Raw genomic sequence first — 16,199 nt, 5'->3', positions numbered from 1 at the left:
GGGCTGTAAACCCCCCAAGCGAAAAAAATCTCAAAAAATTCAACTTGTTGATTCCGAAGGCCTATTGCCCCTCTCTATACACTGCTGCGGGGGCTGTCCAAGGCTGACATTTCCGGTTTCAATACACACATGCCAGAATTCCTATCTATATACCCCAAGGTGAACCCCTTCTGATGGCCGATTGGCAATCCCTCGATCCCGAGGCCGCTCGCGAAGCGGAAAAATACGACAACCCCATTCCCAGCCGTGAGCTGATCCTGCAGCGCCTTGCCGACCGTGGCGAACCGGCCGCGCGCGAGGAGCTGGCGGCAGAGTTCGGTCTTCATGAAGAAGACCAGATTGAAGCCCTGCGCCGCCGCCTGCGTGCCATGGAGCGTGACGGCCAGCTTATCTATACCCGGCGCGGCACCTATGCCCCGGTGGACAAGCTGGACCTGATCTGCGGCCGTGTCTCCGGTCACCGTGACGGCTTCGGCTTCCTTATTCCCGATGACGGCAGCGAAGACCTGTTCCTCAGCCCGTCGCAGATGCGCCTGGTATTCGACGGCGACCGCGGCCTGGCCCGCGTCTCGGGCGTCGACCGCCGTGGCCGCCGCGAGGGCGTGCTGGTCGAGGTCATCTCCCGCGCCCATGAGAGCGTGGTCGGCCGCTACTTCGAAGAAGGCGGCATCGGCTACGTGACCCCGGACAACCCGAAGATCCAGCAGGAAGTGCTGGTGACCGCCGGGCGTAACGGTGGTGCCAAGATCGGCCAGTTCGTCGAGATCAAGATCACCCACTGGCCCACGCCGCGCTTCCAGCCGCAGGGTGATGTGGTCGAGGTAATCGGCAACTACATGGCCCCGGGCATGGAAATCGACGTTGCCCTGCGCAGCTACGACATCCCGCATGTCTGGCCCAACGATGTGGTCAAGGAAGCGCGCAAGTTCCGCTCCGAAGTCGAGGAGAAGGACAAAGAGAAGCGTATCGACCTGCGCCACCTGCCGTTCGTCACCATCGACGGCGAGGATGCCCGCGACTTCGACGACGCCGTCTACTGCGAACCGCTGGGCAAGCTGCGCATGTTCTCTGGCGGCTGGCGCCTGTATGTAGCCATCGCCGACGTCTCCAGCTACGTGCGCCTGGGCTCGGCCCTGGACAACGAAGCCCAGCAGCGCGGCAACTCGGTGTACTTCCCCGAGCGCGTGGTGCCGATGCTCCCCGAGGAGCTGTCCAACGGCCTGTGCTCGCTGAACCCGCATGTCGATCGCCTGGCCATGGTCTGCGAAATGACCATCAACAAAACCGGCCAGATGGTCGACTACCAGTTCTACGAAGGCGTGATCCACTCCCACGCCCGCCTGACCTACAACAAGGTCAGCAGCATGCTCGAGCACGCCCGCACCCGTGAGGGCAAGGCGCTGCGCGAGGAGTACAAGGAAGTCGTGCCGGACCTGAAGAACCTGTACAACCTGTACAAGGTGCTGGTGGATGCCCGTCACACCCGCGGTGCCATCGACTTCGAGACCCAGGAAACCCGCATCATCTTCGGTGACGAGCGCAAGATCGCGGAAATCCGCCCGACCGTGCGCAACGATGCCCACAAGCTGATCGAAGAGTGCATGCTGGCGGCCAACGTCGCCACCGCCGCGTTCCTGCAGAAGCACGAAGTGCCAGCCCTTTACCGCGTGCACGACGGCCCGCCGCCGGAGCGCCTGGAAAAACTGCGCGCCTTCCTTGGCGAGCTGGGCCTGACCCTGCACAAGGGCAAGGACCCGTCGCCGAAGGACTACCAGGCCCTGCTGGCGAGCATCGCCGGGCGCCCGGACTTCCACCTGATCCAGACCGTGATGCTGCGCTCGCTGAGCCAGGCGGTGTACAGCACCGACAACAACGGCCACTTCGGCCTGAATTACGAGGCGTACACCCACTTCACCTCGCCGATCCGCCGTTACCCGGACCTGCTGGTGCACCGCGCCATCCGCAGCGTCATCCGTTCCAAGGTCGATACCCCGCACGTCAAGCGTGCCGGCGCCATGAGCATCCCCAAGGCGCGTATCTACCCGTACGACGTGAATGCTCTGGACCAGCTTGGCGAGCAGTGCTCGATGACCGAGCGCCGTGCCGACGAAGCCACCCGTGACGTGGTCAACTGGCTCAAGTGCGAGTTCATGAAAGACCGCGTGGGCGAGACCTTCCCGGGTGTCATCACCGCGGTTACCGGCTTTGGCCTGTTCGTCGAACTGACCGACATCTACGTGGAAGGCCTGGTGCACGTCAGTGCGCTGCCGGGCGACTACTACCACTTCGACCCGGTGCACCACCGCCTGTCGGGCGAGCGTACCGGGCGCAGCTTCCGCCTGGGCGACACCATCGAGGTCAAGGTCATGCGCGTCGATCTCGACGAGCGCAAGATCGACTTCGAAGTCTCCGAGCAGCAGCTCAGTGCGCCAATCGGCCGCAAGGGGCGTGGTGCCGCCGCGCCGGCGGCCGATAAGGCCGAGCCTGCGGTCGAAGCCAAGGCCACGCCAAAGCCACGCAGCCGCAAGAGCGAAACGGCTGAAGCGTACTTCCCGAAAGACGCCGTTCAGCGTAACGCCGAAGTGCGCAAGAGCCGTGAAATGAAAAAGGCGCTGATGAGCGAGGCGCGCACTGGCGGCCACGCCAGCAGCAAGTCGGACAAAGGCGGCAAGTCGTCCGGCAAGCCGACCAAGCACCGTAAAGGCCCGCCGAAGTCCGGTGCGCCACGCAAGAGCAAGAGCAAGTCATGAGTCAGCTGGAAAAGATCTACGGCGTGCACGCCGTGCAGGCATTGCTGCAGCACCATCCGAAGCGGGTCAAGCAGATCTGGCTGTCGGAAGGGCGCAGTGAGCCGCGCATCCAGGCACTGCTGGAACTGGCCACAGAAAATCGCGTGCCGGTTGGCCAGGCCGAGCGCCGTGAGCTGGATGCCTGGGTCGAGGGCGTGCACCAGGGCGTGGTTGCCGAGGTCAGCCCGAGCCAGGTGTGGGGCGAGCTGATGCTCGAGGAATTGCTCGAGCGCAGCGAAACACCGCCGCTGATCCTGGTGCTGGACGGCGTGACCGACCCGCACAACCTCGGCGCCTGCTTGCGTACTGCCGATGCGGCAGGTGCCACGGCAGTGATCGTGCCCAAGGACAAGTCGGCGACCCTGACGCCGGTGGTGCGCAAGGTGGCTTGCGGCGCGGCGGAAGTGATCCCGCTGGTCGCCGTGACCAACCTGGCGCGCACGCTGGAGAAGCTGCAGCAGCGGGGCCTGTGGGTGGTCGGCACCGCGGGCGAGGCCGAGCAGGAGATCTACCAGCAGGACCTGACCGGCCCGCTGGTGATGATCATGGGTGCGGAAGGCAAGGGCATGCGCCGGCTGACCCGCGAGCATTGCGACTTCCTGGTGAAGTTGCCGATGAGCGGTAGCGTCAGCAGCCTGAACGTGTCGGTGGCGACGGGCGTCTGCCTGTTCGAGGCCGTGCGCCAGCGTCAGGCCAAGCGCTGACCTTCAGCCTGTACCGGCCTCTTCGCGGGCAAGCCCGCTCCCGCAGGTGCAGAACCCTGTGGGAGCGGGCTTGCCCGCGAAGAGGCAGGTAACCTGTGAATATGTTTCCGGCTGTTCAAATAATCACCAATCACCTTGCTTGTGCGCCGCGCCTTCTCTACAATTGCGCCCCTTGCCGAGCTGGCAGGCGCACATGTGCCTCCCCTCCGTGCAAGACATACAGTGTCATTCACTCCTTGTCTGACCAGATTCGCTGGCAGACTACTAACCCGTAAGGAGCATTCATGCGTCATTACGAAATCATCTTCCTGGTTCACCCGGACCAGAGCGAGCAAGTCGGCGGCATGGTTGAGCGTTACACCAAGCTGATCGAAGAAGATGGCGGCAAGATCCACCGCCTGGAAGACTGGGGCCGTCGTCAACTGGCCTACGCAATCAACAATGTTCACAAGGCTCACTACGTGATGCTGAACGTTGAGTGCACTGGCAAGGCCCTGGCCGAGCTGGAAGACAACTTCCGCTACAACGATGCCGTTATCCGTAACCTCGTCATCCGTCGCGACGAAGCCGTAACCGGCCAGTCCGAGATGCTGAAGGCTGAAGAAAACCGCAGCGAGCGCCGTGAGCGTCGTGAGCGTCCTGAGCATGCTGAATCCGCCGACGGCGACGACAGCAATGACAGCGACTCCAGCGATAACGCTGACGAGTAATCCACGGACCTTTAGAGGAGCCTATTAAATGGCACGTTTCTTCCGTCGTCGTAAATTCTGCCGCTTCACTGCTGAAGACGTGAAAGAGATCGACTTCAAAGATCTCAACACCCTGAAAGCTTACGTATCCGAAACCGGCAAGATCGTTCCAAGCCGTATCACCGGTACCAAAGCTCGTTATCAGCGTCAGCTGGCTACCGCTATCAAGCGCGCCCGCTTCCTGGCCCTGCTGCCCTACACCGACAGCCACGGCCGCTGAGACCGGGTCGTCGACAAGCAGTAAGGGATTAGCATGCGAGCGTTAGCAAGTTTCATCATGCGCGGTCGTGTGCAGGCCACCCTGGTGGTGGTCATCAGCGCGGTACTGCCGCTGCTGTTCTGGTTGAGTGCCGCTGCCGGCAGCCTTGTGCTGCTGCGGCGTGGGTTCAAGGATGCTTCAACGGTCATCGCCGGCGGCCTGCTGGCCGGGCTGGCCGTGTGGTTCATGGGCGATCCGATCACCTTCCTGGTGATTGCCGGTGCCCTGGGCCTGGCCGCGCTGTTGCGCGCCGAGCATCCCTGGAGCCGTGTGCTGGTCGCCAGTGCCGTGTTCGCCGTGGTTTTCAGCCTCGTGCTCGACATGGCGTTGGCGCAGACCTTCGATGTGCTGGCCAAGGCGTTTGCCGAAGCCATGCCGAAAATCGAAGGGGAGCCGGTGCTCTCCGGTGAGCTGATCCGCCCTGTGCTGGTCGCTTCCACAGCAGTGACGGTGCAATTGTTCAGCGTGTTGGCCCTGGTGCTGGCGCGTTATTGGCAGGCAGCGTTGTACAACCCTGGAGGCTTCGGTCGCGAGTTTCGCGAACTGAAGTTGCCGAAACAGACCATGGCGGTCTTGGTGGCAGTGATGGTGGTGGCTCCGTTTATCGGGTCGCAGTTCATCATCCTGGCATCGGCGTCGAGCCTGGTTCTGGTGCTGGCTGGCATCGCCTTGATGCACGGGCTGGTGGCACAGGGGCGACTGGCCGGGTTCTGGCTGGTGGGCATGTACGTGACGTTGCCGCTGATCATGCAGCTGATCTACCCGTTGCTGATGGTCCTGGCCATTGTCGACAGCCTGATTGATTTTCGCGGTCGCAAGTCCCCTCCGGGGAAAGACTCCGCGAACGGTGAAGGTTAAAAGTTAAGAGGTTTTACCAAATGGAACTGATCCTGCTGGAAAAAGTCGCTAACCTGGGCAACCTGGGCGACAAAGTTAAAGTTAAGGCTGGTTACGGCCGTAACTTCCTGCTGCCATTCGGCAAGGCCACCGTTGCCAACGCCGCCAACCTGGCTGCGTTCGAAGAGCGTCGCGCCGAGCTGGAAAAAGCAGCTGCTGACCGTAAAGCTTCGGCTGAAAGCCGTGCTGCCCAACTGGCCGAGCTGGAAGTGACCATCACTGCCACCGCTGGCGACGAAGGCAAGCTGTTCGGTTCGATCGGCACCCACGACATCGCTGACGCCCTGACCGCCTCCGGCGTTGAAGTGGCCAAGGCTGAAGTTCGTCTGCCGAACGGCACCATCCGTCAGGTTGGCGAATACGACGTAGCCGTGCACCTGCACAGCGACGTTGAAGCCACCGTACGTGTGGTCGTCGTAGCTGCCTAAGCTGCGCTGACTGGTGGTCCCTCACGGGATAGCCGGTTAACATCGGGCACGGTCCTGTTCATTCAGGCCGTGCCCTTTGTCTTTTTCATCCTCCAGAATTCTTTCGTGGCCATGAACGAGATCACCAACTCCGAACAGCTCGACCTGCAAACCGCTGCCCTGAAGGTGCCGCCGCATTCCATCGAGGCCGAACAGGCCGTGCTCGGTGGCCTGATGCTGGACAACAACGCCTGGGAGCGGGTGCTGGACCAGGTGTCGGATGGCGATTTCTACCGGCATGACCACCGCCTGATCTTCCGTGCCGTGCACAAGTTGGCCGACGCCAACCAGCCATTCGACGTGGTGACCCTGCACGAGCAGCTGGACAAGGAAGGCCTGTCGTCTCAGGTCGGCGGCCTGGCGTACCTGGCCGAACTGGCCAAGAACACCCCGTCGGTGGCCAACATCAAGGCCTACGCCGCGATCATTCGCGAGCGGGCCACGCTGCGCCAGCTGATCAGCATCAGTACCGACATCGCCGACAACGCCTTCAACCCGCAAGGGCGCAATGCCGAGGAAATTCTCGACGACGCCGAACGGCAGATCTTCCAAATCGCCGAAGCGCGGCCGAAAACCGGCGGCCCGGTGGGTGTCAACGAACTGTTGACCATGGCCATCGACCGCATCGACACGCTGTTCAACTCCGACAGCGACATCACCGGCGTGTCCACCGGCTTCACCGACCTGGACGAGAAGACCAGCGGCCTGCAGGCGGCCGACCTGATCATCGTCGCCGGCCGTCCGTCGATGGGCAAGACCACCTTCGCCATGAACCTGGTGGAAAACGCCGTGCTGCGGACCGACAAGGCCGTGCTGGTGTTCTCCCTCGAAATGCCAGGTGAATCGCTGATCATGCGTATGCTCTCGTCGCTGGGCCGCATCGACCAGACCAAGGTGCGTTCCGGTCAGCTCGATGACGATGACTGGCCGCGCCTGACCTCGGCGGTGAACCTGCTCAACGATCGCAAGCTGTTCATCGACGATACCGCCGGTATCAGTCCTTCGGAAATGCGCGCTCGTACCCGCCGCCTGGCCCGTGAGCACGGCGACATCGCCATGATCATGGTCGACTACCTGCAGTTGATGCAGATCCCGGGTTCGGCCGGTGACAACCGGACCAACGAGATTTCCGAGATCTCCCGTTCCCTCAAGGCCCTGGCCAAAGAATTCAACTGCCCGGTGATCGCCCTGTCGCAGCTGAACCGCTCCCTGGAACAGCGCCCGAACAAGCGCCCGGTGAACTCCGACTTGCGTGAATCCGGTGCAATCGAGCAGGACGCCGACGTGATCATGTTCGTGTACCGCGACGAGGTGTACCACCCCGAGACCGAGCACAAGGGCGTGGCGGAAATCATCATCGGCAAGCAGCGTAACGGCCCCATCGGCTTCGTGCGCCTGGCGTTCATCGGCAAATACACCCGCTTCGAGAACCTCGCGCCGGGCATGTACAACTTCGACGACGACGAGTAAAGGCTGGCTGAGGCCCCTGTGGGAGCGGGCTTGCCCGCGAATGCCATGGAGCATGTTCCAGAACAGTCGTGGGAAAGCCCGCGCCCACACGCGGGCCCATGCTCGAAATGAATCCGACAACCACCGTCGGATTTGGTCAAAATTTGTGCTATATTCCGCGCCCGCGATTTCCCTGCACACCAGAACCGGTCACTGACATGCAAGCAGCCAAACCACTCTACGACTATCCCAAGTACTGGGCCGAATGCTTCGGGCCAGCACCTTTCCTGCCGATGAGCAGGGAGGAGATGGATCTGCTCGGCTGGGATTCCTGCGACATCATCATCGTGACCGGTGATGCCTACGTCGACCACCCATCGTTCGGCATGGCCATCATCGGCCGCCTGCTGGAGGCCCAGGGCTTCCGCGTGGGCATCATCGCCCAGCCGAACTGGCAGTCGAAAGACGACTTCATGAAGCTCGGCGAGCCGAACCTGTTCTTCGGCGTGGCCGCCGGCAACATGGACTCGATGATCAACCGCTACACCGCGGACAAGAAGATCCGTTCCGACGATGCCTACACCCCAGGTGGGCTGGCCGGCAGCCGTCCGGACCGCGCCAGCCTGGTGTACAGCCAGCGCTGCAAGGAAGCCTACAAGCACGTGCCGATCGTGCTCGGCGGCATCGAGGCTTCGCTGCGCCGCATCGCCCACTACGACTACTGGCAGGACAAGGTCCGTCATTCGATCCTGATCGACGCCAGCGCCGACATCCTGTTGTTCGGCAACGCCGAACGCGCGGTGGTCGAGGTCGCCCAGCGCCTGTCCAACGGCGAGAAGATCGAAACCATCACCGATGTGCGCGGTACCGCGTTCGTGCGCCGTGACACGCCGCAAGGCTGGTTCGAGATCGACTCCACGCGCATTGACCGCCCGGGCCGCGTCGACAAGATCATCAACCCCTACGTGAACACCCAGGACACCCAGGCCTGTGCCATCGAGCAGGCCAAGGGCGACCAGGAAGACCCGAACGAAGCCAAGGTGGTGCAGATTCTCGACAGCCCGAGCGTGACCCGGGAAAAGTCGGTGATCCGCCTGCCTTCGTTCGAGAAGGTACGTAACGACCCGGTACTCTATGCCCACGCCAACCGCGTGCTGCACCTGGAGACCAACCCGGGCAACGCCCGCGCTTTGGTGCAGAAACACGGTGAAGTGGACGTGTGGTTCAACCCGCCACCCATTCCGATGAGCACCGAGGAGATGGACTACGTGTTCGGCATGCCCTACGCCCGTGTGCCGCACCCGGCCTATGGCAAGGAGCGCATCCCGGCCTACGAGATGATCCGTTTCTCGGTGAACATCATGCGTGGCTGCTTCGGCGGCTGCACCTTCTGCTCGATCACCGAGCACGAAGGCCGCATCATCCAGAACCGCTCCCACGAGTCGATCCTCAACGAGATCGAGGAGATGCGTGACAAGGTGCCGGGCTTCACCGGCGTGGTCTCCGACCTTGGCGGGCCGACCGCCAACATGTACCGCATCGCCTGCAAGAGCCACGACATCGAGAAGCATTGCCGCAAACCGTCGTGCGTGTTCCCGGGCATCTGCGAGAACCTCAACACCGACCACAGCTCGTTGATCGAGCTTTACCGCAAGGCCCGTGCCCTGCCAGGTGTGAAGAAGATCCTGATCGCCTCGGGCCTGCGTTACGACCTGGCGGTGGAATCGCCAGAGTATGTGAAGGAACTGGTCACCCACCACGTTGGTGGTTACCTGAAGATTGCCCCGGAGCACACCGAGCGTGGCCCGCTGGACAAAATGATGAAGCCGGGTATCGGCACCTATGACCGCTTCAAGCGCATGTTCGAGAAGTTCTCGAAAGAGGCGGGCAAGGAGCAGTACCTGATCCCGTACTTCATCGCCGCGCACCCGGGCACCACCGACGAAGACATGATGAACCTGGCCCTGTGGCTCAAGGGCAACGGCTTCCGCGCCGACCAGGTGCAGGCGTTCTACCCATCGCCGATGGCGTCGGCCACGGCCATGTACCACTCGGGCAAGAACCCGCTGCGCAAGGTCACGTACAAGAGCGAAGGGGTGGAGATCGTCAAGAGCGACGAGCAGCGCCGTCTGCACAAGGCGTTCCTGCGCTATCACGATCCGAAAGGCTGGCCGATGCTGCGTGAGGCGCTGCAGCGCATGGGCCGTGCCGACCTGATCGGGCCGGGCAAGCACCAGCTGATCCCACTGCACCAGCCGCAGACCGACACGTACCAGAGTGCGCGCCGCAAGAACTCGACCCCGGCTGGCAGCCACAAGGTGGGCAAGGATCAGAAGATCCTTACCCAGCACACTGGCCTACCACCGCGTGGCAGTGATGGCAGCAAACCGTGGGACAAGCGCGAGAAGGCCAAGGCCGAGGCATTTGCCCGCAACCAGCAGGCGGCCAAGGAGCGCAAGGAAGCGGCCAAGGGCGGCGGCGGCAAGGGCAAGAAGCCGCGCCAGCCGGTCATCCCGCGCTGACCTTGAAAGCTACATAGAACCCTGTGGGAGCGGCGGTGCGGCGACCCGACGTGCCCGCGAATGCGATGGTGTCACTGCCGCATTCGCGGGCACGTCGGGTCGCCGCACCGCCGCTCCCACAGATTAGGTGTTCGGCCTACTGATCGAGATCAGTCAGGCTGCTTGTCGACCCACTTCGGCAGCACTGGCGACTCGAAGCGCTCCATCCCGTCCAGCAGCTCATCCGCCTGCTGCGCCAGCAGCAACATGGCCCGATGCTGCGGCCGCACGAAGCCCTCTTCGACAATGTGGTCGAGGAACCCGCCGAGCTTCTCGTAAAAGCCATTCACATCGAGCAGCCCCAGCGGCTTGGCGTGATAGCCCAGCTGCCCCCAGGTCCACACCTCGAACAACTCCTCCAGCGTGCCCAGGCCACCCGGCAGGGCGATGAAAGCGTCGCTCAGCTCGGCCATGCGTGCCTTGCGCGCGTGCATGCCGTCGACCACCTCCAGACGGCTCAGGCCCTTGTGGCCGATTTCGGCATTCATCAGGCTTTGCGGAATGATCCCGATTACTTCGCCACCGGCTGCCATGGCCGCGTCGGCGACAGTGCCCATCAGGCCAACCGCGCCACCGCCGTAGACCAGCGTCAGGCCGCGGCGGGCAATGGCCTGGCCAAGCGCAACGGCCGCTTCACGGTAGGCAGGGTTGGCGCCTATGCTGGCGCCACAGAACACACAAACGGAACGTACAGACATCGTGCTTCTCCAGTCATATCGCTGACAGGGTAAAGCGAATTGTCTGACGTCTCCAATGCCGGTTTCACTCTGGGCGGGCGAATTCACAGCTGGCGCCGGTGGCCCCGTGAGCGTAGGCGGCGAGCAGGCTGTTCATGAAACTTGAAAGGGACATTACGATTGCTCCTAAATGAGAGGTTGTCCCATCGTCTATTAAAAGGGCATGATGTGCCCTTAGATTGGTTGTATACAATCCATTGAACAATTCTACTGGCTGGCCACTTGACACCCCCTTGACCCATATCAGCAGGGGGCTGAACGGTTTCAGGCAGTCTCGCAATTGATAAAACCCTGCCAAGGAGATTCATGATGTTTGCGAAAGCTGTAGCGGTATCCCTGCTGACCCTCGCCAGCGCCTCTGTCTTCGCCGCCGAGTGCTCGGTGACCGTCGAGTCGACCGACCAGATGTCCTTCACCAGCAAGGAATTCACCGTCGACAAGAGCTGCAAGGAATTCACCGTCAAACTGACCCATTCCGGCAACCTGCCGAAGAATGTCATGGGCCACAACCTGGTGATCAGCAAGACTGCAGACATGCAGGGCATTGCCACCGAAGGCATGAGCAAGGGCCTGGAAAACGACTATATCAACGCCGCCAACGCCGGCATCATCGCCCACACCAAGATGATCGGCGCGCCGGAGAAAGAAACCGAAGTGAAGTTCGACACTTCCAAGCTGGAAGCCGGTGGTGACTACAGCTTCTTCTGCACCTTCCCGGGCCACATCTCGATGATGAAAGGCAAGGTCGTCGTCAAGTAATGACAGCTGTATAGGCTTCTAGGGCCTATTCGCGGGCAAGCCCGCTCCCACAGGTTAAACACTGCCCTTGAGCGTAGTGCTTATCCTGTGGGAGCGGGCTTGCCCGCGAAGCTTTTTATGGGGCGAACGGCAGTTCGCGCTTGTGCTGGGTCTTGCGGTAGGTGGCGACGATGATGTCGAACGCCGCCTGGTCCACCGGCAGCCCATGCAGGAAGGCATCGATCTGCTGGTAGGTCACGCCGTGGGATGCCTCGTCCGGCTTGCCCGGCTCCAGGTCTTCAAGGTCCGCGGTCGGCACCTTCTCCACCAGCGACTCCGGCGCGCCAAAGCTGCGCGCGATCGCCCGCACCTGGTTCTTCACCAGCCCGCTCAGCGGCGCCAGGTCGCAGGCACCATCACCGAACTTGGTAAAGAAACCCATCACCGCCTCGGCGGCGTGGTCGGTGCCGATCACCAGGCCCGCGCGGGCGCCGGCGATGGTGTACTGGGCAACCATGCGGGTCCGCGCCTTGACGTTGCCGACGACGAAGTCCACCAGGGTCGGTGAACCGTTCTTCAATTCCACCACTTCTGCTGCCAGCGCTTTCACCGCCGGGGCGATGTCGACGGTGTGCACTTCATCGGCCTTGATCACCTCCAGGCAGGCCTGGGCGTCGTGCTCGTCATGCTGCACGTGGTAGGGCAGGCGCACGGCAATGAAGGTGTAGGCCTTGTCGCCGGTTTCGGCGCGCAGCTCGTTGACGGCGCGCTGGGCGAGCAGGGCGGCGGTCAGCGAATCGACGCCGCCGCTGATGCCCAGCACCAGGGTCTTGAGCCGGGCATGGGCCAGGCAGTCCTTGATGAACGCCACGCGCCGGGCGACTTCGGCCTCGAGCGCAGCGGCGTCGGCGAACGGCGGCTGTACCTTCAGCGCCTGGGCAATCTCTTGCTGAACCGCTTGCATGGGTTACTCCTTGCTGGGGACTTTGAATACGTGACGCATGTAGGCGACGAAGTTCTCGTCGCGGCACTGGGTCTTGGCGGCTTCGTCGGAGATCTTCGCCACCGGCGAGCCGTTGCAGTCGGTCATTTTAAGCACGATGTTCATCGGCGCCACACCGGGGATGTCACAGGTGAGGTTGGTGCCGATGCCGAAACTGACGTTGATGCGCCCGCGCAGGGCACGAAAGATGTCCAGCGAGCGGGTCAGGTTGAGGCCGTCGGAGAACACCAGGGTCTTGGTCATCGGGTCGATACCCAGCTGCTGGTAATGGGCGATGGCCTTTTCCGCCCAGGCTACCGGCTCGCCCGAGTCATGGCGCAGGCCGTCGAACAGCTTGGCGAAGTACAAGTCGAAATCGTTGAGGAAGGCATCCATGGTGATGCAGTCGGTCAAGGCGATGCCGAGCAGGCCGCGGTACTCGCGGACCCAGCAGTCCAGCGCGGCGATCTGGCTGTCGATCAGGCGCGGGCCGAGCTGCTGGTGGGCCATGATCCACTCGTGGGCCATGGTACCCAGCGGCTTGATATCCAGTTTCCATGCCAGGTCGACGTTGCTGGTGCCGACGAAGCGGCCGGGGAAGTCGTCGCGCAGCACGCGCACCACGTCTTCCTGCACACGGCTGGAAAAACGCCGACGGGTGCCGAAATCGGCGACCTGCAGGTCGGCCAGTTCGTCGTCGCTGGCGTGGGCGCGCAGCCAGTCGAACTTGCGGTACAGCTGGTCACGGGCCTCGGCCAGGCGCATGCGTGGGTGCAGGTGGCGGTTGCGCACTTCGCTGATGATGGCCAGCAGCGGCACTTCGAACAGGATCACATGCAGCCACGGGCCTTTCAGGCGCAGGAACAGCTGGTCGTTCTCGATGCCGATGCGCACATAGCGCAAATTGAAGCGGAACAGGCGCAGAAAGCGCAGGAAGTCGGGCTTGAGAAAGCTGATGCGTTCGAGGAAGGCCGGCTGGCCATCATCCAGGGTCAGGTCGCTGAGCAGCTCGAGTTGATGGCGGATCTCGCCAAGGTAAGGGCGCAGGTCCTCGCCGTTGCGGCAGCGAAATTCCCATTCGACGTCGGCGTCCGGGTAGTTGTGTAGCACGCCCTGCATCATGGTGAGCTTGTAGAAGTCGGTGTCGAGCAGGTTGTGCACGATGCGCTCGGCAAATGCGCTCTCGCTCATCAAGGGGGCTCCGGAAACGGCGAATGGGGGACATTGTGCCAGTCTTTTCGGTCTTGTTGTGTCTGGGCCGGCCTGTTCGCGGGCAAGCCCGCGCCCACAGAGGCCGTGTAATGGCCAATTCAGGTGATTTTTCCGTGCACCAGCTAGCCTTGAAACAGTGCTGCCTGTAGCAGTCGCGCACCAGCGGTGTGCACTTCGGTGACGTCCACTGTTACAGGGCGGTTGCACGTAAACACTTTGCCAGGGTTGCAATGATGGCACCTGACGGTTGCTCCTTGTCTGTACGTGTGGTGGCGCCTGCCGCGTGGCAGACGGTTGCACGCTCAATAAAGAAAAGGCCGTCGGTCGCCTGGGGGCGACCGTTGCAGTGAGTTTTCCCGGAAGACAAAACCGATGGCACGGCCCTTGCTCTGAGCACAGGGCTGAGAAGTTGTAGTGCCAACCAAAAAAAACTCTAGGAGCACCACCTCATGTCGCAGACGTTTTACAAGAAAGGTTTCCTGGCTCTGGCCGTAGCTACGGCACTGGGTGTTTCTTCGTATGTTCAGGCCGACGTCAAGATCGGCGTCGCGGGCCCCATGACCGGGGCCAACGCAGCGTTTGGCGAGCAGTACATGAAAGGTGCGCAGGCAGCGGCCGACAAGATCAACGCCGCAGGCGGCGTGAATGGCGAGAAGATCGTCCTGGTGAAAGGCGATGACGCTTGCGAGCCGAAGCAGGCCGTGGCCGTGGCCAACCGCCTGGTCGACCAGGACAAGGTGATCGGCGTGGTCGGGCACTTCTGCTCCTCCAACACCATTCCGGCCTCCGAGGTGTATGACGAGGCTGGCGTGATCGCCATTACCCCAGGCTCGACCAACCCGCAGGTTACCGAGCGTGGCCTTTCTGCCATGTTCCGCATGTGCGGCCGCGACGACCAGCAGGGCATCGTCGCCGGCGACTACATCGTCGACGTGCTCAAGGGCAAGAAGGTCGCGGTGCTGCACGACAAGGACACCTACGGCCAGGGCCTGGCCGATGCGACCAAGGCGCAGTTGGAGAAGCGTGGCGTCAAGCCGGTGCTGTACGAAGGCCTGACCCGTGGCGAGAAAGACTTCAGCGCCGTGGTCACCAAGATCCGCGCCGCCGGTGCCGACGTGGTCTACTTCGGTGGCCTGCACCCGGAAGCCGGCCCGCTGGTGCGCCAGCTGCGCGAGCAGGGCCTGAAGGACGTCAAGTTCATGTCCGATGACGGCATCGTCACCGACGAACTGGTGTCCACCGCCGGTGGTGCGCAGTACGTCGATGGCGTGTACATGACCTTCGGTGCCGACCCACGCCTGCTGCCAGACAGCAAGGCGGTGGTGGAGGAGTTCCGCAAGGCCGGTACCGAGCCGGAAGGCTACACCCTGTACGCCTACGCGTCGCTGCAGGCACTGGCGGCCGCGTTCAACGGCGCCAAGTCGAACAAGGGCGAAGACGCCGCCAAATGGCTCAAGGCCAACCCGGTCAAGACCGTCATGGGCGAGAAGAAGTGGGACAGCAAGGGCGACCTGACCGTCTCCGACTACGTGGTCTACCAGTGGGACAAGGACGGCAAGTACCACCAGCTGGAAAAACAAAAATAATAACGGCAGCTGGCCCGGACGCCCGTCCGGGCCATTGCCCCTGCGGTACCGGTCCTTATTCGGAGACGTGCACGGTTCTGCGCTGCCAGGCCCGCTTCATCCGTGGCTTGTGGTAGTCAGCGCTTGTGCAGTCTCGCTCAGGTGAGATTGCGTTATGGATGGTATTTTCCTGCAGCAACTGGTCAACGGCCTGACCCTCGGGTCGGTCTATGGCCTGATCGCCATCGGCTACACAATGGTCTATGGCATCATCGGCATGATCAACTTCGCGCACGGCGAGGTGTACATGATCTCCGCGTACCTCGCGGCGATCAGCCTGGCATTGCTGGCCTACTTCGGTATCGAGTCGTTCCCGCTGCTGATGCTGGGCACGCTGTTGTTCACCATCGTCGTCACGGGCGTGTATGGCTTCACCATCGAGCGCATCGCCTACAAACCCCTGCGCAACTCCACCCGCCTGGCACCGCTGATCAGTGCCATCGGCATCTCGCTGATCCTGCAGAACTACGCACAGATCAGCCAGGGCGCCCGCCAGCAAGGCGTGCCGACCCTGCTGGAAGGCGCCATGCGCATCGAAGTCGGCACCGGCTTCGTGCAACTGACCTACACCAAGATCTTCATCCTGGTAGCGGCGTTCGTCGGCATGGGCCTGCTCACCTACGTGATCAAGTACACCAAGCTCGGCCGCATGTGCCGCGCCACCCAGCAAGACCGCAAGATGGCCTCGATCCTCGGCATCAACACCGACCGGGTGATTTCCTATGTGTTCGTCATCGGTGCGGTGATGGCCGCGCTGGCCGGCGTGCTGATCACCCTGAACTACGGCACCTTCGACTTCTACGCCGGCTTCATCATCGGGATCAAGGCATTCACCGCCGCGGTACTTGGCGGCATCGGTTCGCTGCCAGGCGCCATGCTCGGCGGGATCATCCTGGGGATTTCCGAGTCGCTGTTCTCTGGCCTGATCAACTCCGACTACAAGGACGTGTTCAGCTTCTCGCTGCTGGTGATGATCCTTATCTTCCGCCCACAAGGCCTGCTGGGTCGCCCGCTCGTGGCTAAGGTGTGA

Annotated in this window: 14 protein-coding genes; 11 read left to right on the top strand and 3 right to left on the bottom strand. The window is 62.4% G+C overall.

The annotated features are described in order from the left end of the window. Nucleotides 1-173 precede the first annotated feature (173 nt). The 8 genes from rnr (at nt 174) to CAF78_RS05995 (ending at nt 9,836) form a co-directional block, all read left to right on the top strand. Entirely contained in the window at nt 174-2,750 is a 2,577-nt protein-coding gene (rnr, locus tag CAF78_RS06030; protein ID WP_085676773.1) for a ribonuclease R, read from the top strand. Further along, complete coding sequence (gene rlmB, locus CAF78_RS06025; protein ID WP_085676774.1) at nt 2,747-3,493, top strand: 23S rRNA (guanosine(2251)-2'-O)-methyltransferase RlmB; 747 nt, start codon at nt 2,747-2,749, stop codon at nt 3,491-3,493. Before rnr ends, rlmB begins: the two co-directional genes overlap by 4 nt. A 284-nt stretch (nt 3,494-3,777) precedes the next feature. After that, complete coding sequence (rpsF, locus tag CAF78_RS06020; protein WP_013974420.1) at nt 3,778-4,203, top strand: 30S ribosomal protein S6; 426 nt, start codon at nt 3,778-3,780, stop codon at nt 4,201-4,203. 28 nt (nt 4,204-4,231) lie between these two features. Next, the gene (rpsR, locus tag CAF78_RS06015) at nt 4,232-4,462 is read left to right on the top strand and encodes a 30S ribosomal protein S18 (protein ID WP_003249563.1); all 231 of its coding nucleotides are present in this window, start codon (nt 4,232-4,234) and stop codon (nt 4,460-4,462) included. 33 nt (nt 4,463-4,495) lie between these two features. Further along, the gene (locus tag CAF78_RS06010; protein ID WP_060485666.1) at nt 4,496-5,359 is read left to right on the top strand and encodes a hypothetical protein; all 864 of its coding nucleotides are present in this window, start codon (nt 4,496-4,498) and stop codon (nt 5,357-5,359) included. Between the two features lie 20 nt (nt 5,360-5,379). Continuing rightward, nucleotides 5,380-5,826, top strand: a complete 447-nt coding sequence (gene rplI / locus CAF78_RS06005; protein WP_008101037.1) for a 50S ribosomal protein L9 — start codon at nt 5,380-5,382, stop codon at nt 5,824-5,826. A gap of 111 nt (nt 5,827-5,937) precedes the next feature. Then, a complete protein-coding gene (gene dnaB / locus CAF78_RS06000; RefSeq protein WP_085676775.1) occupies nt 5,938-7,335 on the top strand; it encodes a replicative DNA helicase in 1,398 nt (465 codons plus the stop codon). Between the two features lie 197 nt (nt 7,336-7,532). Further along, nucleotides 7,533-9,836: a YgiQ family radical SAM protein gene (locus CAF78_RS05995; RefSeq protein ID WP_085676776.1), complete on the top strand. Its 2,304-nt coding sequence runs from the start codon at nt 7,533-7,535 to the stop codon at nt 9,834-9,836. Nucleotides 9,837-9,985: 149 nt separating this feature from the next. On the opposite strand, the gene CAF78_RS05990 is transcribed toward CAF78_RS05995, so the two are convergent. Further along, nucleotides 9,986-10,573, bottom strand: a complete 588-nt coding sequence (locus CAF78_RS05990; protein ID WP_085676777.1) for a TIGR00730 family Rossman fold protein — start codon at nt 10,571-10,573, stop codon at nt 9,986-9,988. A 348-nt stretch (nt 10,574-10,921) separates the two neighbouring features. Between CAF78_RS05990 and azu the strand changes: the two genes are divergently transcribed. After that, the gene (azu, locus tag CAF78_RS05985) at nt 10,922-11,371 is read left to right on the top strand and encodes an azurin (protein WP_085676778.1); all 450 of its coding nucleotides are present in this window, start codon (nt 10,922-10,924) and stop codon (nt 11,369-11,371) included. Between the two features lie 115 nt (nt 11,372-11,486). Here azu and nadE read toward each other — a convergent pair whose 3' ends face one another. After that, on the bottom strand, nt 11,487-12,314 hold the full coding sequence (gene nadE / locus CAF78_RS05980) for an ammonia-dependent NAD(+) synthetase (protein ID WP_085676779.1): 828 nt from the start codon (nt 12,312-12,314) through the stop codon (nt 11,487-11,489). Nucleotides 12,315-12,317: 3 nt separating this feature from the next. Beyond that, a complete protein-coding gene (gene pncB / locus CAF78_RS05975; RefSeq protein ID WP_085676780.1) occupies nt 12,318-13,523 on the bottom strand; it encodes a nicotinate phosphoribosyltransferase in 1,206 nt (401 codons plus the stop codon). 470 nt (nt 13,524-13,993) lie between these two features. Here pncB and CAF78_RS05965 point away from each other — a divergent pair, with 470 nt between their 5' ends. Both CAF78_RS05965 and CAF78_RS05960 read left to right on the top strand, forming a co-directional pair. After that, nucleotides 13,994-15,130, top strand: a complete 1,137-nt coding sequence (locus CAF78_RS05965; protein WP_085676782.1) for a branched-chain amino acid ABC transporter substrate-binding protein — start codon at nt 13,994-13,996, stop codon at nt 15,128-15,130. 154 nt (nt 15,131-15,284) lie between these two features. Next, nucleotides 15,285-16,199: a branched-chain amino acid ABC transporter permease gene (locus tag CAF78_RS05960; protein WP_054887845.1), complete on the top strand. Its 915-nt coding sequence runs from the start codon at nt 15,285-15,287 to the stop codon at nt 16,197-16,199.

Source organism: Pseudomonas sp. R28(2017), from assembly GCF_002112505.1.
In the GTDB taxonomy this organism is placed as follows: domain Bacteria; phylum Pseudomonadota; class Gammaproteobacteria; order Pseudomonadales; family Pseudomonadaceae; genus Aquipseudomonas.
This window is presented reverse-complemented; position numbering and strand designations above follow the sequence as displayed.

Coding starts and splice junctions, on each gene's coding strand:
- rnr (WP_085676773.1), top strand. CDS start 174: ATGGCCGATTGGCAATCCCTCGATCCCGAGGCCGCTCGCGAAGCGGAA.
- rlmB (WP_085676774.1), top strand. CDS start 2,747: ATGAGTCAGCTGGAAAAGATCTACGGCGTGCACGCCGTGCAGGCATTG.
- rpsF (WP_013974420.1), top strand. CDS start 3,778: ATGCGTCATTACGAAATCATCTTCCTGGTTCACCCGGACCAGAGCGAG.
- rpsR (WP_003249563.1), top strand. CDS start 4,232: ATGGCACGTTTCTTCCGTCGTCGTAAATTCTGCCGCTTCACTGCTGAA.
- CAF78_RS06010 (WP_060485666.1), top strand. CDS start 4,496: ATGCGAGCGTTAGCAAGTTTCATCATGCGCGGTCGTGTGCAGGCCACC.
- rplI (WP_008101037.1), top strand. CDS start 5,380: ATGGAACTGATCCTGCTGGAAAAAGTCGCTAACCTGGGCAACCTGGGC.
- dnaB (WP_085676775.1), top strand. CDS start 5,938: ATGAACGAGATCACCAACTCCGAACAGCTCGACCTGCAAACCGCTGCC.
- CAF78_RS05995 (WP_085676776.1), top strand. CDS start 7,533: ATGCAAGCAGCCAAACCACTCTACGACTATCCCAAGTACTGGGCCGAA.
- CAF78_RS05990 (WP_085676777.1), bottom strand. CDS start 10,573: ATGTCTGTACGTTCCGTTTGTGTGTTCTGTGGCGCCAGCATAGGCGCC.
- azu (WP_085676778.1), top strand. CDS start 10,922: ATGTTTGCGAAAGCTGTAGCGGTATCCCTGCTGACCCTCGCCAGCGCC.
- nadE (WP_085676779.1), bottom strand. CDS start 12,314: ATGCAAGCGGTTCAGCAAGAGATTGCCCAGGCGCTGAAGGTACAGCCG.
- pncB (WP_085676780.1), bottom strand. CDS start 13,523: ATGAGCGAGAGCGCATTTGCCGAGCGCATCGTGCACAACCTGCTCGAC.
- CAF78_RS05965 (WP_085676782.1), top strand. CDS start 13,994: ATGTCGCAGACGTTTTACAAGAAAGGTTTCCTGGCTCTGGCCGTAGCT.
- CAF78_RS05960 (WP_054887845.1), top strand. CDS start 15,285: ATGGATGGTATTTTCCTGCAGCAACTGGTCAACGGCCTGACCCTCGGG.